Source organism: Coleofasciculus sp. F4-SAH-05, assembly GCF_040222985.1.
Taxonomy (GTDB): Bacteria; Cyanobacteriota; Cyanobacteriia; order Cyanobacteriales; family Coleofasciculaceae; genus Coleofasciculus; species Coleofasciculus chthonoplastes.
Genome location: NZ_JAVKBY010000219.1, coordinates 1 through 20,944, shown reverse-complemented (window position 1 = coordinate 20,944; position 20,944 = coordinate 1). Strand labels below are relative to the sequence as shown.

Annotated in this window: 24 protein-coding genes; 14 read left to right on the top strand and 10 right to left on the bottom strand. The window is 46.2% G+C overall.

Going from position 1 to position 20,944, the window contains the following annotated elements:
• Positions 1-372: hypothetical protein (locus RIG27_RS27295; RefSeq protein ID WP_446350297.1), on the top strand; the 372-nt coding region annotated here is incomplete at its 5' end.
• On the opposite strand, the gene RIG27_RS27290 is transcribed toward RIG27_RS27295, so the two are convergent.
• Positions 335-745, bottom strand: a complete 411-nt coding sequence (locus RIG27_RS27290) for a universal stress protein (RefSeq protein ID WP_446344482.1) — start codon at positions 743-745, stop codon at positions 335-337. The two genes, RIG27_RS27295 and RIG27_RS27290, sit on opposite strands and share 38 nt — an antisense overlap.
• 191 nt (positions 746-936) lie before the next feature.
• On the opposite strand from RIG27_RS27290, the gene RIG27_RS27285 reads away from it, so the two are divergent.
• A complete protein-coding gene (locus tag RIG27_RS27285) occupies positions 937-2,142 on the top strand; it encodes a phosphoglycerate kinase (protein WP_446350296.1) in 1,206 nt (401 codons plus the stop codon).
• 443 nt (positions 2,143-2,585) lie between these two features.
• Here RIG27_RS27285 and RIG27_RS27280 read toward each other — a convergent pair whose 3' ends face one another.
• Both RIG27_RS27280 and RIG27_RS27275 read right to left on the bottom strand, forming a co-directional pair.
• A complete protein-coding gene (locus RIG27_RS27280; protein WP_446350295.1) occupies positions 2,586-3,662 on the bottom strand; it encodes an endo-1,4-beta-xylanase in 1,077 nt (358 codons plus the stop codon).
• A gap of 164 nt (positions 3,663-3,826) precedes the next feature.
• On the bottom strand, positions 3,827-4,201 hold the full coding sequence (locus RIG27_RS27275; RefSeq protein WP_446344488.1) for a hypothetical protein: 375 nt from the start codon (positions 4,199-4,201) through the stop codon (positions 3,827-3,829).
• Positions 4,202-4,210: 9 nt separating this feature from the next.
• Between RIG27_RS27275 and RIG27_RS27270 the strand changes: the two genes are divergently transcribed.
• From RIG27_RS27270 to RIG27_RS27245, 6 genes are all read left to right on the top strand, one after another.
• Positions 4,211-4,357, top strand: coding sequence for a hypothetical protein (locus tag RIG27_RS27270; RefSeq protein ID WP_446350294.1), 147 nt, complete (start codon positions 4,211-4,213; stop codon positions 4,355-4,357).
• A gap of 33 nt (positions 4,358-4,390) precedes the next feature.
• The gene (locus tag RIG27_RS27265) at positions 4,391-4,519 is read left to right on the top strand and encodes a hypothetical protein (RefSeq protein ID WP_446350293.1); all 129 of its coding nucleotides are present in this window, start codon (positions 4,391-4,393) and stop codon (positions 4,517-4,519) included.
• A 55-nt stretch (positions 4,520-4,574) separates the two neighbouring features.
• Positions 4,575-4,847: a DUF2442 domain-containing protein gene (locus RIG27_RS27260; RefSeq protein ID WP_446350292.1), complete on the top strand. Its 273-nt coding sequence runs from the start codon at positions 4,575-4,577 to the stop codon at positions 4,845-4,847.
• Positions 4,840-5,262 (top strand): type II toxin-antitoxin system RelE family toxin, encoded by a 423-nt coding sequence (locus RIG27_RS27255; RefSeq protein ID WP_446350291.1) that lies wholly within the window; start codon positions 4,840-4,842, stop codon positions 5,260-5,262. Before RIG27_RS27260 ends, RIG27_RS27255 begins: the two co-directional genes overlap by 8 nt.
• Positions 5,259-5,531 carry a type II toxin-antitoxin system Phd/YefM family antitoxin gene (locus tag RIG27_RS27250; protein ID WP_006099462.1) on the top strand — a complete coding sequence of 91 codons (273 nt, stop codon included), beginning with the start codon at positions 5,259-5,261 and terminating at the stop codon, positions 5,529-5,531. The genes RIG27_RS27255 and RIG27_RS27250 overlap by 4 nt, the downstream gene beginning before the upstream one ends.
• 149 nt (positions 5,532-5,680) lie before the next feature.
• Positions 5,681-6,253 (top strand): hypothetical protein, encoded by a 573-nt coding sequence (locus RIG27_RS27245; protein WP_446350290.1) that lies wholly within the window; start codon positions 5,681-5,683, stop codon positions 6,251-6,253.
• Here the strand turns inward: RIG27_RS27245 and RIG27_RS27240 are convergent.
• The 3 genes from RIG27_RS27240 to RIG27_RS27230 all read right to left on the bottom strand — a co-directional run bounded on the left by RIG27_RS27240 (position 6,170) and on the right by RIG27_RS27230 (position 7,124).
• Positions 6,170-6,400: a DUF433 domain-containing protein gene (locus RIG27_RS27240; protein WP_044205516.1), complete on the bottom strand. Its 231-nt coding sequence runs from the start codon at positions 6,398-6,400 to the stop codon at positions 6,170-6,172. The two genes, RIG27_RS27245 and RIG27_RS27240, sit on opposite strands and share 84 nt — an antisense overlap.
• A gap of 185 nt (positions 6,401-6,585) precedes the next feature.
• Positions 6,586-6,831 carry a hypothetical protein gene (locus tag RIG27_RS27235; protein WP_044205515.1) on the bottom strand — a complete coding sequence of 82 codons (246 nt, stop codon included), beginning with the start codon at positions 6,829-6,831 and terminating at the stop codon, positions 6,586-6,588.
• Complete coding sequence (locus RIG27_RS27230; protein WP_006099298.1) at positions 6,828-7,124, bottom strand: type II toxin-antitoxin system RelE family toxin; 297 nt, start codon at positions 7,122-7,124, stop codon at positions 6,828-6,830. The genes RIG27_RS27235 and RIG27_RS27230 overlap by 4 nt, the downstream gene beginning before the upstream one ends.
• Before the next feature lie 329 nt (positions 7,125-7,453).
• Here RIG27_RS27230 and uvrA point away from each other — a divergent pair, with 329 nt between their 5' ends.
• The gene (uvrA, locus tag RIG27_RS27225; RefSeq protein WP_446350289.1) at positions 7,454-10,417 is read left to right on the top strand and encodes an excinuclease ABC subunit UvrA; all 2,964 of its coding nucleotides are present in this window, start codon (positions 7,454-7,456) and stop codon (positions 10,415-10,417) included.
• 262 nt (positions 10,418-10,679) lie between these two features.
• Complete coding sequence (locus tag RIG27_RS27220; protein ID WP_446350288.1) at positions 10,680-12,548, top strand: hypothetical protein; 1,869 nt, start codon at positions 10,680-10,682, stop codon at positions 12,546-12,548.
• A 99-nt stretch (positions 12,549-12,647) separates the two neighbouring features.
• On the opposite strand, the gene RIG27_RS27215 is transcribed toward RIG27_RS27220, so the two are convergent.
• Together RIG27_RS27215 and RIG27_RS27210 are read right to left on the bottom strand one after the other, a co-directional pair.
• A complete protein-coding gene (locus RIG27_RS27215) occupies positions 12,648-12,866 on the bottom strand; it encodes a hypothetical protein (RefSeq protein WP_446350287.1) in 219 nt (72 codons plus the stop codon).
• A gap of 10 nt (positions 12,867-12,876) precedes the next feature.
• Positions 12,877-13,014, bottom strand: coding sequence for a hypothetical protein (locus tag RIG27_RS27210; protein ID WP_446350286.1), 138 nt, complete (start codon positions 13,012-13,014; stop codon positions 12,877-12,879).
• 254 nt (positions 13,015-13,268) lie between these two features.
• On the opposite strand from RIG27_RS27210, the gene RIG27_RS27205 reads away from it, so the two are divergent.
• The 4 genes from RIG27_RS27205 (at position 13,269) to clpP (ending at position 15,713) form a co-directional block, all read left to right on the top strand.
• Positions 13,269-13,940 carry a transposase gene (locus RIG27_RS27205; protein ID WP_446350298.1) on the top strand — a complete coding sequence of 224 codons (672 nt, stop codon included), beginning with the start codon at positions 13,269-13,271 and terminating at the stop codon, positions 13,938-13,940.
• A complete protein-coding gene (locus RIG27_RS27200; RefSeq protein ID WP_446350285.1) occupies positions 13,930-14,118 on the top strand; it encodes a hypothetical protein in 189 nt (62 codons plus the stop codon). Before RIG27_RS27205 ends, RIG27_RS27200 begins: the two co-directional genes overlap by 11 nt.
• A gap of 81 nt (positions 14,119-14,199) precedes the next feature.
• Positions 14,200-14,793, top strand: coding sequence for a sporulation/spore germination protein (locus RIG27_RS27195; RefSeq protein WP_446350284.1), 594 nt, complete (start codon positions 14,200-14,202; stop codon positions 14,791-14,793).
• A 311-nt stretch (positions 14,794-15,104) separates the two neighbouring features.
• On the top strand, positions 15,105-15,713 hold the full coding sequence (gene clpP, locus RIG27_RS27190) for an ATP-dependent Clp endopeptidase proteolytic subunit ClpP (RefSeq protein WP_446344518.1): 609 nt from the start codon (positions 15,105-15,107) through the stop codon (positions 15,711-15,713).
• Positions 15,714-15,986: 273 nt separating this feature from the next.
• Here the strand turns inward: clpP and RIG27_RS27185 are convergent, their stop codons facing one another.
• Both RIG27_RS27185 and smc read right to left on the bottom strand, forming a co-directional pair.
• A complete protein-coding gene (locus RIG27_RS27185) occupies positions 15,987-16,982 on the bottom strand; it encodes a PRC-barrel domain-containing protein (RefSeq protein WP_446342931.1) in 996 nt (331 codons plus the stop codon).
• Positions 16,983-17,063: 81 nt separating this feature from the next.
• Positions 17,064-20,750 carry a chromosome segregation protein SMC gene (gene smc, locus RIG27_RS27180; protein ID WP_446350283.1) on the bottom strand — a complete coding sequence of 1,229 codons (3,687 nt, stop codon included), beginning with the start codon at positions 20,748-20,750 and terminating at the stop codon, positions 17,064-17,066.
• Positions 20,751-20,944 lie beyond the last annotated feature (194 nt).

The following is a 20,944-nucleotide window of genomic DNA, read 5'->3' as shown; positions in this document are numbered from 1 at the left end:
TTGGTCATTGGTCATTGGTCATTGGTCATTGGTCATTGGTCATTGGTCATTGGTCATTGGTCATTGGTCATTGGTCATTGGTCATTGGTCATTGGTCATTGGTCATTGGTCATTGGTCATTGGTCATTGGTCATTGCAAATCTTCTCCCTCATCTTCCCCAGCTTCCTCTGCTTCCCCTGCTTCCCCTGCTTCCCCTGCTTCCTCTGCTCCCTCTGCTTCCCCTGCTTCCTCTGCTCCCTCTGCTTCCCCTGCTTCCCCTGCTTCCCCTGCTTCCTCTGCTCCCTCTGCTTCCCCATCTCCCCCACCTCCCCCATCTTCCTCATCTCCTCCGTATTACGGCACAACTAGCACGGGACAGGGTGACAGATTAATCACCCGATTGGTGACGCTTTCGGAAGCACCATCATCAGTTAATCCCAATCCGCGACAGCCCATAATAATTAGATCAGCATTAATTTCATCGGCGACATCACAGATCGTAAATGGGGGTGTACCTTCCCGACTCAGGGTTTCCGCCTTAATGCCATACTGGTTAAACATCGCCTGAGCGCCTTTGAGTAGTTCGGCAACCATCTCCGGGGACATGATGTCCGGACTTGGCGATGGGTCATCGGGGTTGGGTTTTTCGACAACCGAAAGCAGAACTAAGTTACTTTCATACTTTTGGACGATATTGGCGACAACTTCCGCTGCTTCACGGGCTTCTCGGCTTTGGTCAAGGGGAAATAAGACAGTCTTAAACATTGTAATCACCTTGAAGGACACGGACTCCGGTAAAATGTGGACGGGAAAAGAGAATACATACTCTTGATCCTAATGATTGAGTTGATTGCTCGCTTAGATGCAAGTCTGGCAGCAATCATTAAGCATACAACCACTGGCACGCGATCAGATCGCAAAGCATCAGATACAGGCAATTAGAGGAGAGTATTACTGTGTCCAAAAAAACTGTAGCAAATTTAAATGAGTCCGATTTAGCCGGAAAACGGGTATTGGTGCGAGCCGACCTGAATGTGCCACTGGATGAGAATGGCACGATTACCGATGATACCCGCATCCGAGCGGCTCTGCCGACGATCCAGGATTTAATCAAAAAGAATGCCAAGGTGGTTCTGTGTAGCCATTTAGGGCGTCCTAAGGGACAAGTGAAGGACAGCCTGCGCCTAACACCTGTGGCGAATCGTCTGTCTGAATTACTGGGTCAAACGGTGATCAAGTGCGATGACTGTATTGGCGATGCGGTTAAGTCTCAGATTGACAGCCTGGATAATGGTCAAGTGGCGTTACTAGAAAATCTCCGCTTCCACCCAGGGGAAGAAAAGAATGATCCGGAGTTTACCAAACAGTTAGCCGCCCTAGCCGATGTTTATGTCAATGATGCCTTTGGTACGGCACACCGCGCCCATGCTTCCACAGAAGGAGTCACTCATCACCTACACCCCTCAGTGGGGGGGTATTTGATTGAGAAAGAACTCCAGTATCTGCAAAATGCGATTGAAAATCCCCAGAACCCCTTAGCCGCAATTATTGGTGGGTCTAAGGTGTCGAGTAAGATTGGCGTAATTGAAACCTTACTGGATAAGGTGGATAAACTGCTGATTGGTGGTGGTATGATTTTCACCTTCTACAAAGCCCGTGGCTTGAGTGTCGGTAAGTCGCTGGTGGAAGAGGATAAGCTGGAGTTGGCAAAGTCCTTGGAAGCGAAGGCAAAGGAAAAAGGGGTTGACTTACTTTTACCTACGGATGTCGTCGTTGCTGATAACTTTGCCGCTGACGCCAATTCTCAAACTGTGAGCATTGAATCAATTCCCGATGGCTGGATGGGGCTAGATATTGGTCCAGATTCCGTGAAAGTCTTCCAGGATGCATTAAGCGAGTGTAAGTCGGTGATCTGGAATGGTCCGATGGGGGTATTTGAGTTTGATAAGTTTGCCAATGGCACCGAAGCGATCGCGCGGACTCTAGCCGATCTGACTAAGAAAGGCACAACCACGATTATCGGCGGTGGTGACTCAGTTGCGGCTGTGGAAAAAGTGGGTGTGGCGGATCAAATGAGCCATATCTCCACAGGTGGTGGGGCAAGTCTGGAATTGCTTGAAGGTAAGGTACTTCCAGGTATTGCCGCATTAGATGACGCTTGATGGTAGTATTGCACGTCTCTACCTGATTTAGGGATAATGGCACGCTCCAGTCAGCATTAGGGAATCCCCGAAACCTTTGATATACCGTAGGGTGGGCATTGCCCACCAGCCTTAAGTTCCGTTAGTGAGGAGGGCGGGTTTTGTTGTTCCGTTAGTGAGGAGGGCGGGTTTTGTTGTTCCGTTAGTGAGGAGGGCGGGTTTTGTTGTTCCGTTAGTGGTGAGGGCGGGTTTTGTTGTTCCGTTAGTGGTGAGGAGGGCGGGTTTTGTTGTTCCGTTAGTGGTGAGGAGCTGAATTTAGTCCCTAAACCCGCCCCTACAGATTACCTAAACCCGCCCCTACAGATTACCTAAACCCGCTCCTACGATTGTCCCTAAACTCGCCCCTACAGATTACCTAAACCCGCTCCTAAAATTGACTGATGACTGATTTGATTTTCACCCGATTAATGATTGGCGGTACTGAGAACTTCGACTAAAGCCTGATAAGCTGGTTTGGGACGATAAGATTTATCAAAGATTAGGGGAAAGTCTGGCTGACCGAAAGCTCTAGGAATCCAAGTAAATTTATCGGTAAATCCCCAGGTGACAAATGCCGTACAATTAGGTGCTTTTAGACAGATGCCTAGTATATCCTGATACACCTTTGCCTGTTTAACTAATCTCTCTTCCTGGGTTCCTGTACCGTTATGGATTTGGACATCCATTTCGGTAATATGTACCTCTAATCCCAACTCTCCCAACCGCTTGATATTGGCGGCTACGTCTTCGGGTTTGGGCGGATTTTTAATACTTTTGTGCATCTGCAAACCAACGCCATGAATGGGAACATCTTTCGCGAGTAAATCCTTAACTAAGCTGTAGATTGCATCAGATTTTTCGCCTAATCCCTCTCCGTCATAATCATTATAAAATAAGAGCGCTTGAGGATCAGCTTCATGCGCCCAGCGAAACGCTAACTCCACATAGTCTGATCCAATTCCTTGCTGCCAAATGGTTTTTCTGAGAGAATCTTTACCGCCAACGGCTTCATTAACGACATCCCAGGCATAAATGTCACCTCGATAGTGACTGATTACGGTAAAGATATGTCGCCGCAAAATCTCCATTAATTCCTCCCGCGTCCACTCGGTTTCAGTTAACCAGTCGGGTAAACTGCGATGCCAAACCAAGGTATGACCGCGTATCTGCATCTGATGGGCTTTTGCAAAGGTGACGATTTCGTTAGCAGCAGTAAAATCGTAGCGATCGCGTTCTGGATGAATAGGCTTAAATTTCATCACATTCTCAGGCGTAACCATGTTGAACTCCCGCGCCAATACCTCCCGATAGGTAGGATCATTACGAAGGGCTTTTATCGATACGGCTGCGCCTATGTGGAAGTTTTGTTCTTGGGCTAAATCACGCAAGGTTATATTAGCAGGTTGGGAAATGGCAGGGAGAGAAATGAGTAATGTTGCTGTTAATCCTAAGATAATTAGGGCGCTAAAGCTGAGATATTTATTCAATCCTTTGAATATCATTTATCGTTTTTGATTTCTTCAACATCTATTCCCTTATTATGCCTAATCCGCTACCCCATTTATCATTTATTTTTGCATCAATCGTTGAACGACTACAGCTTTACAGACATAACTAACCCGCTAAAATCCGCCCATCTCCCCTATCTCTACAGTGACTTTTGCCCTCATACACCCGTTAAACTCGGTACTCGGTTAGCTTGGGCTTTTTGTAAATCCAGGGTTAAATTTTCACCACTGCGACGGGCTTCCCAGGAACCGGATTCACCGCCACCGATACTCCACTGTCCCTGCATAAAGTCTTCCGATTCCGAGATTGTACCCGTGTAACTAATGGGATAGTTGGAACTCGCTAGATAGCGTTTAACAAAGCTAATCCGGCGTCCAATAACTTCCCCAGTTAGTGACGCTTCGCCCAAGTAGCTATCATCTAAGATATTACCCGTCACGGTATTGCCACTATGCAGCAGTGTTGCCTCAAATCTCGTGGGAATACCCCACTGCCAATAAGTTCCCAGCCAAGTACCATTTACGTCTGCCATCGGTAAAAAATGTATAGGATAAGGAATGCGATCGCTATTTTAGCTAACTCCAACTCAATTCTGAAACCCATCCACCTAAATAAAGTGATTATAGTTGGTTTTCTCCAGAGGAAAACACCGATTATTTGGATTAAGAATACATTAGAAACCAGCTAAATCCTTGGGTGGGACTAGAATGTTTTATTACAGATGATAAATTATCGGCATGGTCAAGACCAGTCTGCGATCGCGAGTCCTGACACCCTGGAAAATTCCTTAACATTGTGGGTGATCTTTTCCTTAACATTTAAAGTAGTAGATCAGGGGATTTGTATCTAAAACGTACTACAATCAATAGTACAAGAAAATCAGCAAACACTGTTGGAGGCGTGGTATGGGTATTTTGGCGATTCGAGCTGACGAGAGAGTTAAAAACGTCTACTTTACAGAGGAAACAATAACTGTAGATCTCATGGATGGGCGGGTAATTTCTGTTCCTCTCACTTGGTATCCAAGATTACTGAATGCTACGTCTGAACAACGGGAAAAATGGGAAGTATGCGGTGGAGGTTATGGGATTCACTGGGAAGAGATAGATGAGGATTTGAGTACAGAAGGAATGTTAAGGGGAGCGCCTGCTCCCAGAGTATCCTTAGCTAATGGCTAAGATGAATTCTGACGCGATCGCACTCCGCACTTTCCACAATTCCCCAAGTTGGGTTGGCATCATTTTATCAGATATTGGATATTGTAATATTAAGCCAACTTACGCTGATAGAGGTATGGCGTACCGCATCGAATACTCACCGGAATCAGAGACACATCTACAATATCTAACGGCTCGACAGCAGGCAATTGTCTTGGATACTGTCGATGAGCAACTGATGTATCAACCGACAGTTGAGACAAAAAACCGAAAGCTAATGCGCCCTAATCCCCTTGCTCCTTGGGAACTTCGCATTGGTAATTTGCGCGTCTATTATGATATAGAAGAGGAGCCTGACGCCGTTGTATATATCAATGCTGTCGGCATCAAGGAACGCAATCAAGTTCGTATCGCTGGGGAGATTTATGACCTATGAAAATCGTGGAAATTGGACAGGCAAACGCAACACTGGCTGAATATACCTCTGAGCTAGCTGAGGAACCCGTTATTATTACTAGCAACGGTCAACCTATTGCCGCTTTGATTACATTAGAAAACGTCGATATGGAGACGATTTCACTGAGTACCAATCCTCAATTTATTGAATTAATTGAGCGTTCACGGGAACGTCGTCGCGCTGAGGGAGGAATTTCTAGCACAGAAATGCGGCGTAGACTGGGATTGAGTAATGAAGATAGTTTTTAGTTACATAAGCCATATATCATCCACCAGCCCAAACACCATCCTTATCCGGAATGCCAGACAATCTAAAAAATATCAATCTTGCTTGACTGCCCCCATAATCGCTAATTAAAATATAAACAAGTAAAATTTTTTAGGGAGACTAGCGAGGTATGAGTTCAGTTGCTGACCAATTAGCTAATAGTCCGATTGAACGGTGGGTTAAGAAAGTCGAGTTTGTTAGTTCTGCTAATCTTGAAGACATAGAGGGCAGTGCATCGGGTGTGTATACTTTTAATGAACTGGTTGAAGTTACAGACAGAGAACAACTGGCGAAACGCTCTAAGCCCTCCTATCATTGGCAACCTGACGCTCATGAAAGATGGTGGCGTATTTGGTTTAAGGAGTCTAATCTAACAATTACGATTGATTTACATTCCTCTGGCGGTAAATATCAAACGAATATGTATGAAATTGACTTGGAGCGGTGTTCAAGTGCAACAAGCTTTGTTGAGTGGATATACGCTGCAACCTTACATAAGCAGTGGGCTTGCCCAGAAATGCTTTGGGCTGTCATGGAAGTTGCTGACGAGATAAGCTACAAACAATTTGGAGAAGCCGAGTCACCAGTTTACGGCTTAGGTTTTGGTCAAACAGTAGCTTCAAATATCACCTACCACAGCAATAATACGACGTTCCCGATCAGCCGCAAATGCCAAACACGCTCGGATATCTTCCTCTGTTAACTCCGGGAAATCATCTAAGATTTCTGTATGGGACATTCCCGCCGCCAACCAGCCCAATACATCATACACGGTAATCCGCATTCGTCTAATACAAGGCTTCCCGCCGCGCTTGCCCGGTTCAATGGTGATGATGTTTCGATAACTCATGACTCAGTTAGATTGAGTAGTCTTGATTATCTCAGTTTATCCCAAAACAGTACCCAATCAAGTACCCAATCAATAAACCTAAGTTGGGTTGGCAACCCCTAATCAGATGTTGGATATCCCATATAATCTTTTGTTAGCTGTTTGATAGTGCTATATAACCTAGACTCTATTACCGTAATACGTCATCAAATACCTAGCCGTTTACGGGCTTCTAACAGCGATAATCGTTTAGTTGAACCTGAACGGCGTGCTAAAAATTCCATGAATTCCTGATTTTGACGTAACGCCTCGACTTCAGCCGCAAAATCATCTACAGCGGATAAAACAAACTCCGTCCCATCGGGTTTTATCAGGATAAGAGTATCTTGTTCCGCCAGTTCAATTAACTCGACGACTGTTAAATTAGATTGAGCCAGTTCAATTGTTTTCATAACTTGACTTCCTGACCTCGAATATAAAGTTTGTTATGCTCTTTGTATCCTACGGCAACTACATTGACTATTACAGTTTCCTGAATTACATCATAAAAGACTCGGTAGTTAGCGACCCTTAATTCCCAATTGAACTTGGAACCCGGTCGAAGCGGCTTACGATTCCGAGTTTCTTGCAAAGGTTGATCAGCAAGTTGACGTTCAACTGCATCAAGAATAGTCACTCGCGTAGCCTTATCAAAATACTCCAAATCTTCAATTGCCTCTTCAGTAATTTCAATCGTGAACTTCATTGACTTACTATAGATACTGGAGTCATATCTATCACCCACTAAATTCTTATCTTATACTATCGCCTCAAAAACCTCTGCGTCCCTCTGCGTTAAAAAAAACACATCGCTTCCCAGGAACAAAACCCCAACAACAACCCGACGTCTCATCCGAAATCTAGAAACCTGCGAAAGTCCGGGCGGGTTTAGTCACATCTGGGTGCAACCGAAAAGATAATCGTAAAACCCGCCCCTACAGAGGCGTACCGTAAACAGCAAAAACAACGCCCCCTCACAACCAATGGCAGAGGCAACGCTAAGATCATCAAGGACAATTACCCGCCATTGCCCTCATGTCTGATCCAACCCCGATCGCTTCCAACCCAACCCCATCCCTGAATGGAAACCAACCCCCCAGCCAAAACACGATCCGCATCCGGGGTGCCAGACAACATAACCTAAAAAACATCAACCTCGATCTCCCGCGCGATCGCCTAATCGTCTTCACAGGTGTCTCCGGTTCCGGCAAATCCTCTCTCGCCTTCGATACCATCTTCGCCGAAGGACAACGCCGTTACGTCGAATCCCTCAGCGCCTATGCCCGTCAATTCCTGGGACAACTCGATAAACCCGACGTAGACGCCATTGAAGGCTTAAGCCCTGCGATCTCCATTGACCAAAAATCCACATCCAATAATCCCCGTTCCACCGTGGGTACAGTTACCGAGATTTACGACTACCTGCGCCTATTATTTGGTCGCGCTGGAGAACCCCACTGTCCGATCTGCGATCGCAACATCGCCCCCCAAACCATTGACCAAATGTGCGATCGCGTTATGGAACTCCCAGATCGCACCAAATTCCATATCCTCGCCCCTGTCGTCCGAGGCAAAAAAGGCACACACAAGAAGCTACTCTCCAGTTTAGCCGCTGAAGGATTTGTGCGCGTCCGCGTCGATGGCGTGATCCAATCTCTTTCTGATTCAATTGAGTTGGATAAAAATTATACCCACACCATTGAAGTGGTGGTTGATCGCCTGATCAAAAAGCCGGGACTCCAGGAACGTTTAACCGACTCCCTGGCAACCTGTCTCAAGCTTAGCAGTGGAATTGCAGTAATCCAGGTATTAAATGATTCAACCGCCGTCCCACCCGACTCAAAGTCTATCCCTACTGATGAAAAAAATGCACCCTCTTCCGAGCAACACCTCCCTCAAGAAATAGTCTTTTCGGAAAACTTTGCCTGTCCCGAACATGGCGCTGTCATGGAGGAATTATCCCCCAGACTGTTTTCCTTTAACTCCCCCTATGGCGCTTGTCCTCACTGTCACGGATTAGGTAATTTACGCACCTTTTCTCCCGAACTCGTTGTCCCCGAACCCAGCCAACCCATATACTGTGCGATCGCGCCTTGGTCGGAACGAGATAATTCCTATTACTTGTCCCTACTTTACAATATTGGACAAGCTTATGGCTTTGAACTGGGAACACCCTGGCAGAAACTGAACCCGGAACAGAAACAGGTGATTCTCTATGGCGCAGATAATCCAATTTGGATCGAAGAGTATAACGATTACCGCCGTTATCGGGGGGTACTTCCGATCCTGCAAAAGCAATATGATGAAACCAGTTCCGATACTTATAAACAGAAATTAGAGCAATATTTAGTCGATCAACCCTGTGAAGTCTGTAAAGGGAAACGGTTGAAGCCAGAAACCTTAGCGGTAAGGCTAGGACAGTATCGGATTACGGATTTAATTGAGGTTTCCATTGGCGAAAGTCGCCAACGAATTGACCAATTCCAACTCTCATCCCGTCAAGCAAAAATAGGTGAACTCGCCCTCAAAGAAATTAAGGCACGATTGCAATTTCTCTTAGATGTTGGCTTAGATTATCTCACCCTAGATCGGGCGGCGATGACGCTTTCTGGGGGAGAAGCCCAGCGAATTCGGCTAGCGACTCAGATTGGCGCAGGATTGACAGGGGTTTTGTATGTATTAGATGAACCGAGTATTGGGTTACATCAACGAGATAATGGGCGGTTATTAGCCACCTTGCAAAAATTGCGGGATTTAGGGAATACCTTAATTGTGGTGGAACATGATGAAGAAACCATTCGCACGGCTGATTGGATTATTGATATTGGTCCGAAAGCCGGAATTCATGGTGGCGACATTGTGGTTCAGGGAAATTTCACGGAATTACTCAATAGTGAAACCTCGTTAACGGGAGCCTATTTATCTGGACGTCAGAGAATTGAAACTCCAGGGGAACGGCGCAAAGGGAATGGGCGTTTATTGGCTCTCAAAAACGCCCACCGAAATAACCTCAAACATATTGATGTAGAGATTCCTTTAGGTAAGTTGGTTTGCATTACTGGGGTTTCCGGTTCCGGGAAATCCACGTTAGTGAATGAACTCCTTTATCCAGCGTTGCAACATCATTTAAGTCGAAAGATACTCTTTCCCAAAGAGTTAAGTAAGGTCAAGGGATTGAATGGCGTTGATAAAGCGATTGTCATTGATCAATCCCCAATTGGTAGAACTCCGCGTTCTAATCCTGCCACTTATACTGGGGTATTTGATGTAATTCGCGGACTCTTTGCGGAAACCATCGAAGCCAAAGCCAGAGGCTATAAAGCTGGACGGTTTTCTTTTAACGTTAAAGGGGGACGCTGCGAAGCCTGTGGCGGACAGGGAGTTAATGTGATTGAAATGAATTTCCTCCCCGATGTTTATGTGCAATGTGAGGTATGTAAAGGCGCAAGATATAACCGAGAAACTTTGCAGGTGAAATATAAGGGATATTCAATTGCTGATGTTTTAAATATGACGGTGGAGGAGGCGCTGGAGGTATTTAAGAATATCCCGCGTGCGGTGAATCGTTTACAAACTCTCGTGGATGTAGGGTTAGGCTATGTGCATTTAGGACAACCTGCACCTACGTTATCCGGGGGAGAAGCGCAGCGGGTGAAATTGGCGACGGAGTTATCGCGACGGGCGACAGGAAAGACGTTGTATTTAATTGATGAACCAACAACGGGATTATCGTTTTATGATGTGCATCATTTATTAAATGTGTTGCAGCGATTGGTGGATAAAGGGAATTCGGTGTTAGTGATTGAGCATAATTTAGATGTGATTCGCTGTAGCGATTGGGTGATTGATTTAGGTCCTGAAGGGGGAGATAAAGGCGGAGAAGTGATTGCGGTGGGGACGCCGGAGGATGTGGCGGAGAATGAAAAATCATATACGGGGATGTATTTAAAGGAGGTGTTGAAGCAGTATCCTTTGAAAGGGGAAAGTGCTAGTTGTTAGTTGGGTAAATTTTAAGGTTATGGGAGGAAGAGGGGGAAATGAATATATTTTTTTTAACGCAGAGGTTCGCAGAGGGGAGCGCAGAGGTTCGCAGAGAATTTGGGAGTGTTTGTTGTTTTCCAGTGCTAAGGGTTTAGTTAACTGTAGGGGCGCAAGGCTTGCGCCCTTATCGATTTGAAATAAATATATAATATCATGGGATATAAATTGGAATAGAATAGACTTGTAGGTCTATTGGCTGAAATAGAAAGGGTTGACTAATATGACTGACGAGCATCAAACACGGGTAGAACACTTTGCTACCCTTAAGTCTAAGTACAAAGCCACCGACTATGAAGACTCATCCCCCACGAGTCTGTTGTATTTCATCCTGCGAAAAGCTGACTTGGGAATTGAGATCATTGAGGTTGAGGTAATTTGGCTCATAGATCATCAACTTTTGCAAACACTTAAAGTGATCCGTGAGCAATACAGACAGAGAAAAAAAGAACTTAAACAACTAGAAAATGAATTTGAAAAGTTAACATCTAAGTATACAGAAACAACGTTCCATGGTTACTGGAAATCCACGCCGCTTTACTTTATACTATTGAGACTGGATTCAGGAAATAAGCTAACGGGTTCAGAAATTAAATGGCTGCAATATTGTGGTTATACCGAGACAATTACAATCGCTCAACAGATAGAAGACTTTGCCAAATTGAAAGCCAAGTACCAGGCGATTAAATATCAAGATTTATCCCCTGATAATCGGCTGTATCGAATCTTAAAAAAACTGGAGGCAAAAGAAAGGTTACATGATTCAGATATTACCTGGCTGAACGAACAGGAATTATTTGAAACCTTGGCAATTTTCCAGCAACAAGAAGCCGCAAAGGAAGCTGAATTTGCTCAACTCAAGGATAAGTATAAAGCGACTAAACACTCGGATTCGTCTTTATCCAGTCCGCTGTATCCTATTCTAAAAAACATTGATACAGATCAGTCGTTAAGTCAGTCACAAATAGACTGGCTGGAGGCGCATCAACTGATTGAAACCCTTGATATTGTTCAGCAGTTGGAACAGAAGCGACACTTTGCTGAACTGAAAACAAAGTATAAAGCTAGCCAATACGAAGATTCATCACCCTCTAGCCACCTGTACAAAGTCTTGAAAAAACTTGAATCAGAACATCCGCTAGGTGAAGAGGATATTAATTTTCTAAAAAAGCGTCAATTAACTGATACAATTACTATCGCTCAAGACAACTACGCAGCGACGCTAAAGTCCAAAATTGAATTAGGAGATCAACTGGAGGAGTCAGAGGTAGACTGGCTAAAAGATAATGAACGGGAGAATATAATAGCGATCGCGCAAGCTAAACACTTTGCCACTCTGAAGTCTAAGTATAATGTCTCGGACTATCAAGATACATCTCCCTCTAGCCCTTTATACGCGATTCTGCAAAAGCTTAAAAAAGCAGAACGTTTGGAACCAACGGATGTGGCTTGGCTTCAGGAGAATAAAATTAAACGTCGTCAATCGAACTATGGTTATTATGGAGGGCGAGAGGAAGGATATAAACTGTTCTCTGGAAAGATTCGGAAGACTTACCACAAAATTGAAGCAACCTTCTACGAACAAGAGTATCAGCGCACTGGCAACAAATGGAATTTGCCCAATGCTAGCAGTCATTGGCGTAAGGCAGATCAACCAAAACAGGCATTAAAACTGACAGAAAACCTCAACTTTGACAAAATTAAAGAAAATAAACTCAAATCAGCATTACTAACCACTAGAGGTGGAGCATTTCGAGATATTCATGAATTAAATAAAGCGGAGAAATGTGCGCTTAAAGCGATTGAGTATCAACCCAGTAGCCATCACCCTTATACCTTAATGGGAGCAATTTGTTTTGAAAGGGGGCAGTATTCAAAAGGAGAAGAGTGGTTTGACAAGGCAATTAAACGGGGGGCTTCTCCCAGAGATCAGGATGCTGAGATGAAGCGAGTGGTTAAAAATGCTAAAGATGAGAACAAGCGCGGCGAAGTTGTGAACTATTTACTGACAAAAGATCCACAACGGTATGCTTGGGCTAAGTTTTATCTGAAAAAGTCTAAAAAGAAAGGAAAAGGACAAGGTAAAAGATAGCTTGCACCTATGGTGTTCAGTTTGTGCGATCGCGCATTATTTTTGGGCATCTTCTGTAGGGGCGGGTTTTACCACAAACTTATGTCACTCACCATTTACCTATATAAACCCGCCCTGCTCCCATCCCAAATGTGACAGGTTTATGGTATTAGTAGGATATCCTAAATGTGAATTAAATCCACCCGGAGAACCTGCGATCGCGCATTCTTTTTGGGTGTCTTCTTTTAGGGCGTCTTTTGTAGGGGCGGGTTTTACGGCAAACTGATGCAACTCACCATTTAATTTTATAAACCCGCCCCGCTCCCATTTCCCTGTCATCTGGGTAGGGTTATTTTTTCCCGATTGCGGTGGAGAGGAGGGCGGGTTTAAATACGTTATTCCCAAAAACCGTTACGTTGGTTGTCAAACCCGCCCCTACAGCATCTATCCTGTTGGGTAAACGTGCGATCGCGTCTTTCCCTGTCATCTGGGTAGGGTTATTTTTTTCCCGATTGCGGTGGAGAGGGGGCGGGTTTAGATACGTTATTCCCAAAAACCGTTACGTTGGCTGTCAAACCCGCCCCTACAGCATTTATCCTGTTGGGTAAACCTGCGATCGCGCAACTGATGTGACTTACTATTTACCGATATAAACCTGCCCCGATTCCATCCTAGATGTGACAGATTTATTATATTGGTAGGATATCCTAAATCTTGATCAAACCACCCCTTAGATGGATGATGAAATACAATCCCCAGAAACACCATCGCCGTTCGATTCGGCTCAAGGGATATGATTATACCCAAGCAGGTGCTTATTTTATCACCGTATGTACATGGCAGCGCCAATGTTTATTGGGTGAGATAATCAATGGGGAAATGCAACTGAGTCGCTATGGTGAAGCCGTCAAATTTAATTGGGATATCTTACCTAAACGTTACGACGGCGTACAATTAGATGCTTTCATCATTATGCCTAATCATGTACATGGGATTATTTTTTTGCACGATTGGGGTGGAGAGGGGGCTCTTTTAGATACGTTATTCCCAAAAACCGCTACGTTGGTTGTCAAACCCGCCCCTACAGAATCTATCGCGTCGGCAAAATCCAGTCATAAACAATCGAAAATTTACGGATTACCGGAAATTGTTCGCGGGTTCAAAACTTTTTCATCCCGTCGCATTAATCAACTTCGTTCCCAATCGGGTATCCCTGTATGGCAACGGGGTTATTATGAACATATCATCCGCCACGAAGAATCATTAACCGCTATTCGTGACTATATCCTGAAAAATCCCTGGAATTGGCACAACGATGATTTGCATCCTGAGAATCTCCAGAGTTGGGATGAATCTCGTCGTCTGGTATTTGAATTTCAGGGTAAATCTCACACTCAGGTTATTGTCAGATAAACGTGCGATCGCGTCTTTACCTGTCATCTGCTCCCGGATAATTTTTTGCCTGATTAGGGTGGAGAGGAGGGCGGGTTTAGATAGGTTATTCCCGAAAACCGTTACGTTAACTGTAAAACCCGCCCCTACAGAATTTACTGTGTCGGGTAAATGTGCGATCGCGTTCTTTTCCTGTTGAACGATTTTGCTCCGGATGAGTAGCCAGTTTCCTCGAATCCTATAGTTACGAACATCTACCCAAAGCAATCAGCATTCCACTATGACTCGTATTCACCCCTATTTTATCCCCGCGATCGCAGGACTGATTATTACTGGTGTTGGTGGCTGGGGTTGGCTAGCTGCAAATAGTAAAGGAATTCCTGATAATCCCGTTGAAACTTCTTCTGAGTCATCCTCTCCCCCACAAGCAAATCCTAACTCAACCGCTTCACTTATCGCCCAACCGGATTCTTCTGTTATCCCTGAGGTGAATCCAGCCTCGACGCCTCAACCTACTGATGCGGTTGAAACCATAACCCTCCAAATTTACCGCACTGATAGCCAATGTGAAACCCTTGTTCCTAAACCCGTTGCTGTTGCAGCAGAAACTCCGGTAACGGCGTCTGTGGGAAACGTTGTCGCCCAAGTAAGTTCGGGGGATTTGGATTTAGCGGGTTATCGCGTAAATCTCGATAACGGTATCGCTATTATCGATTTGCGCTTGTCTCCAGAGTCCCAGCGTCAATTTGTTTCCCTCTCAATGTGTGAACAATTGGCATTATTTGGTGGTATCCGCAAAACTTTGTTAGAAAACCCGCGACTTAATATTAAAAATGTTCGCTTCACCGCTAAAGGACAAGATATTGTTTTTTAATGGTCATTGGTCATTGGTCATTGGTCATTTGTCATTTGTCATTCGTCATTTGTTGAAGATGACTTGCACTTTAATCGGGGCGGGTTTAGTGATATCAGGGTGAAAACCTAACGCTAATGGTAAAACCCGCCCCTACAACAGATGTTCCAATTGCTACCCCATCTTCCCCATCTCCCTCATCTCCCTATCTTCCCCATCTCCCCCCTCTCCCCCATCTCCCCCATCTTCCCCATCTCCAACCTCTCCACCCCTCATCCGGCGTCAATCGTTACAATCTAGAAGAATATGAGCTTAAGATTACCGTAATTGCCATGATTCCTACAGTTATCGAACAATCGGGTCGCGGTGAACGCGCCTTTGACATCTACTCTCGTCTGCTGCGGGAACGGATCGTTTTTCTGGGACAACAGGTTGATTCAGATTTGGCTAACCTAATCGTGGCTCAACTCTTGTTCCTGGAAGCCGATGACCCCGAAAAAGACATTTATCTCTATATCAACTCCCCAGGCGGTTCCGTAACCGCAGGAATGGGGATTTACGATACCATGAATCAAATCCGTCCTGATGTCTGCACCATCTGTGTGGGTTTGGCGGCGAGTATGGGTGCGTTTCTCCTGAGTGCTGGGGCGAAGGGTAAACGGATGAGCTTACCCCATTCCAGAATTATGATTCACCAGCCCTTAGGCGGCGCTCAAGGACAGGCGAGTGATATTGAAATTCAAGCGAAAGAAATCCTGTATCACAAACAACGGCTGAATCAGCTTCTGGCTGAACATACCGATCAACCCCTAGATCGAATTGCCGAAGATACAGAACGGGACTTCTTTATGTCAGCCGAGGAAGCCAAGAACTACCGTTTAATCGATCAAGTGATTGATCGACGTCCTTCTGCCGCCCGGACTCCAGTTACAGTAAGCTAACTTATTGCAGTTGGCAAGAGGTAAGTTCAGTCAAAACTCAGGTCAACTTTAGCTACAGCCCTCACCCCCCTTTGAAAACCCCCTGCTTTTTAAGGGGGGTTTGGGGGGATCTTCCGCTCTTAAATACATGCTTTTAAGCAGTATTGGAACAGATTGAGTTTAGTTATCAGTTTTTTTGCCAACGTTGAGCGTCAGCGTTCGACGGCTCGACTGAGCGCTCGCCGAACGTCTGAGCGCTCACGCCGAAGTCCGAACCGATGAATCACCGATAAGCTAATAACCTGCCTCCTCTTCGTATTCGGGGGTTTTAGTCTTTTCGGGAATATTAACGGGTGGTGCTTGATAGGGTTCGCGCTCTACATTATCTTCCCAAGCATCACCTTCTACCTCATAATCCGCGTACTCATCTTTGTGCGGCTGCTCATAAGGTTCAGGTTCTGCATAAAGGGGTTCTTCATACCGACGCGCTGATTGCGAGGAATCTTCCCATTCATCCCCCCAATTATCCTCTTCCAATTGAGCTTCGGCATAAATTGGCTCTGCCCGTTGTTGACGTATCGGTTCCGGTTCGGGTTCTTGCCAATCCTCATCCCACCGTTCCTCGACGGGTGTCGCCGTCTGGATGGGTTGAGAAATCGGGGTGCGAACGGGTATTCCTGTCCCCAATTGATTTTCCGGGCGGGTGGTGGGGGCGTAGTAGCCTTCCTCTTCTTCCCGTTCCCAAGGAGCATTGCCAATCCCCATCCGCTCTAAAATACCGACAGTGAGCTGAATCAGCCGTTCTTGAGCGCCTTCAAAGACGATGAGACGATCCGGACCACTGCTGACTATTTCCTCAATCGGTAATTCATAAGTACTAATCACCTGATCAGGGATTTGGGGTAATCCCAACGAGGCAATAATCAAAGACGCCACCTTGCCATCTTCTACGCTAAACTTGAACCCTCGAACCCGACCTAAGAGTTCACCGGTTTCGGTAATCACTTCGCTATTGATCAGCGTACTGTAGGCATCAACGTCAACATCCTCAACCACATCCTCATCCTCAACCAGGATGACATCACCCACTTGTTGAATGCTGCTGAGGAGCATATACTGTGGCATTCCAGCCAGCGAGAGCAGGTTGTCTCGTAACCCTAATGCCACAACTTCGCGCCGATCAATATCTACGAGCAGCTCCTTGACGACTCCGAGGCGCTTACCGTTATTGCGAGTAATCACCTGAGTATTTAAAAAATCGGAGCGCTGACGAATTAGTTCAGTTGTCATTATGTCTTGCAATCCTGAATCTCGACTCCTGCTGGAATGGTTATCAATAGTATCAAGGCTAATAATCACATATAATCTACATCAGTCCCGTTTGGCAGACCCTAATTTCAATCCTAAGACTTGAGTATACGCTCCTCTAGCTTGGGTAACACCAATAGTGCGCTCGGCAGATTCAATCATAGGTCGGCGCAAACTAACAACGATAAATTGGGCAAGTTTAGCCTGTTGTTTGATCATTCTAGCTAATCGCTCGACATTTGCCCCATCAAGAAACATGTCAACTTCATCAAAGGCATAGAATGGTGACGGTCGATACCGTTGTAGGGCGAAAATAAAACTCAGGGCGGTGAGAGATTTTTCGCCGCCGGACATCGACGCCAATCGTTGCACCGGCTTGCCTTTGGGGTGAGCCACTAAGTTAAGTCCGCCATTAAAGGGATCGTCGGCGTCATCCAGTTGGAGATGCCCGTCGCCCTCGGAGAGTTCGGCAAAAATGGTTTGGAAGTTTTGATTAATCGCGTCAAAGGATTCTTTGAAGGCTCTCAATCGTAGGGTGGTAAAGTTTTCAATTCGCAGCAATAGCTCTGTCCGCTCCGCTTCTAGGGTTGCCAGTTTTTCCGACAGTTCCAGAAGACGCGCTTGGGTGTGATCGTATTCTTCCAAGGCTAACATATTCACGGGTTCCATTGCCTCAAGTCGTTTTTGACCATTGCGGATATCCCGTTGCAGCTTCTCCAATTGAACGGTGATTTGGGAAATGCTGTAGGGATGGGTTTCACTACGAACCTCTGGCAAAGGATTGGGTAATTCAGCCTGTTGAATTTCAAGTTGAGTTTGCAGGGTAGCCAGTTTTTCCTGCCTTGTTACCTGGGTTTCCTGGAGCTTTTGCCGTTGCCAAGAGAGCTTTTGCTGGTTGAGGTGCTGGTTTCTGAGGATAGCCTCGACGCGATCGCGTTCTTGTTTGGCTTCCCCTAACCGCTCCTCTAGCTGGGTTAATCGGGCTTGGGTTTGTTCAATTTGCACCTCAATTGCCTCAAGCTGACGATTAATCTCGGCTTGCTGTTCTTGGATTGATTGGTGTTGGGTTTGATATTCGGCAATCCGTTGATAACTTGTCGCCAGTTGCTCGTTGGTGCGCTGCTGCTGATTCTCTAAGGCTTGGAGCTGTCTTTCCGCCTCTCGCAATGCCTGCTCGCGATCGCCTAACACCGCTTCCTGGGTTTTAATTTGACTCTGAATCTGTTGCCATTCCTGGGGGGTTTGCTCGGCTTCCAGTTGCGCCAGTTGTTGGCGTAAGGCTTGCAGTTGACTTTCTTGGGCGGGAAGTTCCTGATTTAACTGTTGCAACCGTTCCCCCGCCGTCTGGACTTCCTGGGTATTCTTGGCGAGGAGCGATCGCACTTGGGTTTGTTGTTCCGTTAGCGCCTGGATGTCTTTGCGGGATTGTTCTAAGCGTAATTGGGTCTGAGAGCGGGTTTCCCTGGCATCTGTCAAAGTTTGCGTCAGATTTTTAGCCGTGGCTGATTCCCGTTCCAGCCATTCGTCAGTGCGCTTTAACATGGCTTCAATATCTTGGAGACGAGATCTCAACGCCATCATCTCTGCTGAGTCACTGGTATCACTAATACCAAAATGTAATCCAGACCGATAACTACTACTTCCTCCCGTCATCGCCCCACTACTTTCTAAAAGTTCTCCGTCTAATGTGACAATTCGGCATTGACCCAAATAGGGACGCGCCGTACTCAGGGTTTCAAACACCACCGTTGAGCCAAACACATAAGCAAAAATCGTTTGGTATCGAGGCTCACAATCGATTAAATGCACCGCGTAGTCAATAAACCCTTGAGCATGACGCAGTGCCACAATCGGGGAAAATCGGGGCGGTTTAATTTTATTTAAGGGTAGAAACGTTGCTCTCCCCGCACGTTTTTGTTTGAGCAGTTCGATCCCCACCGCCGCCACGGCATCATCTTCGACAACGACATGACCCAAACGCCCACCTGCTGAGGTTTCCAGGGCAAGTTGGTAGTGAGGTTCGACTCGACCGAGTTGGGCAACCAAGCCATGAACGCCGGGGATATCCGCCTGAAGAACAATTTTAGTGGCATAAGTGCCTTGGGCTTCTTGCTGTGCCTGTGCTTGGGCTTCTAATTTATCCAATTGACGCTGTTTATCCCGTTGTTCAGACAGGAGGCGGGTTTGGGTTTGCCGTTGAGTTTGTAATTCTTGTTCTGCGGCGGCTAGGGTTTGGGCGACGGTTTGAATCTGTTGCGAGACGGCGTTTAGTTGCCCCTCCAATTCTGCCGCTTGGGTCTGTTTGCTGGCAAGCTCGGGGGCGATGCGTTCTAATAGCTGGGTTTGTTCGTCAATTTGGCGGCTAAGTTGGTTATGACGTTCTTGGAGTTGGGCTTGTTCAGTGCGCTGAGGATTCAGGGTTTGCAGCCGAGTTTCAATTTGGCGGGTGAGGGTGTTTTGGTGCTGTACCCAGGCTTCTGAAGCTGACGCGATCGCATCGGCTTGTTCTCGGCTGGCGTTCAGGGCGGTTTGAGCCGCCTCCCGTTCTTGGCGGCGTGAGGCGATGACTTGGGTGTCGAGATGGTGGCGTTCAGCCTGAAGCTGTTGCAGGCGTTGTTCCTGTTGCTGAATCTCGTCCTGGGTGGTTTGTTGGTGCGCCTCGGTATCCGTCAGGTTTTGAATAAGTTCTTGTTGGTGTCGTTGTAACTGGCGACGTTCGGCGTCAAGGCTTGCTAGGGTTGCGGCTACGGCGACTTGTTCCTCTTCGCCTAAGGCTTTGACACGGGCGTTGAGGGTTTCGAGTTGTTCCGTTCCTTGACTAATTTCGGATTCTATGGTATGCAATTGCTGGCTTAACTGGCGTTCATCTTGTTCTCCTTTCTCCATCAGAGACCTCAGATGAGCCACCTGTAGAGTTAGCGATCGCCATTTGAGGACGAGTTCCCACTGTTGTTTTTCTTGTAGTTCCGCCCGCAGTTTTTTGTATTTCTCCGCCTTAATCCGATCCGCCGCCAAGCGATCGCGTTGAGTGATGAGTTCTTTTTCAATAATCCGACAGCGATCTTCCCGTTCTTTTACTTCATTCAGGGTATCTTTCGTTTGGGTAATTTTGCGGTCAAAGGCGGCGACTCCGGCTAATTCATCAATAATCTGCCGCCGTTCCCGTGAGTTCATAGAGATGATCCCAGTGACATCCCCTTGTAACACCACATTGTAGCCTTCGGGATAGACTCGCAGGCGGTTGAGCTTTTCGTGCAGTTGAGTCAGCGTGCAGGATTCACCGTTGATATAGTAAGTTGAGGTGTAGGTGTTTTGCTTCGTCACCCGCAGCCGCCGTGTCACCATCCATTCTGTTGATTGGGGCGTTGAGGGTTGGAAGTTGGGATTGTCTTGCTCTGATGCTTCGGTTTCCTCTTCCTCGGTTTCTTCATCTGCATCTGATTCCGAGTTTTCCGGTATCTCTTCTACCACAAGAATATCGGGTGCGTCAGATAGGTCAAATGTCACCGTAACCCTGGCTTCAACTGTACTCCGTCGCTCTTTATTATGATTAACCAGATCAGGTAGACGTTCAGCCCGCATTCCCTTGGAACTGGATAGTCCTAGACAAAAAAGGAGAGCATCAAGGATATTAGATTTTCCTGACCCATTAGGTCCTGAAACCACAGTAAATCCGGGCAGCATTGGAATTTGAGTCGTGCCGCCAAAGGATTTAAAATTAGTCAGTTCCAGGCGCTTAACATGCACCATAGGTGTAGGTCAGTTCAGGTTCGCTGTATAAACTACCCAGACCTGCTATCGCAGAGGTCTGGGTTTTCAGTAGCCCTGAAGTCATCGAACAAGCCAAGTTGAACATACTCAACAGTTCGACTTAACTTGCACGACAACCCCGTGCCTCCAGGCTGGTTTATAGACAGCCCCACAAGTGCAATATTATTGGCTCC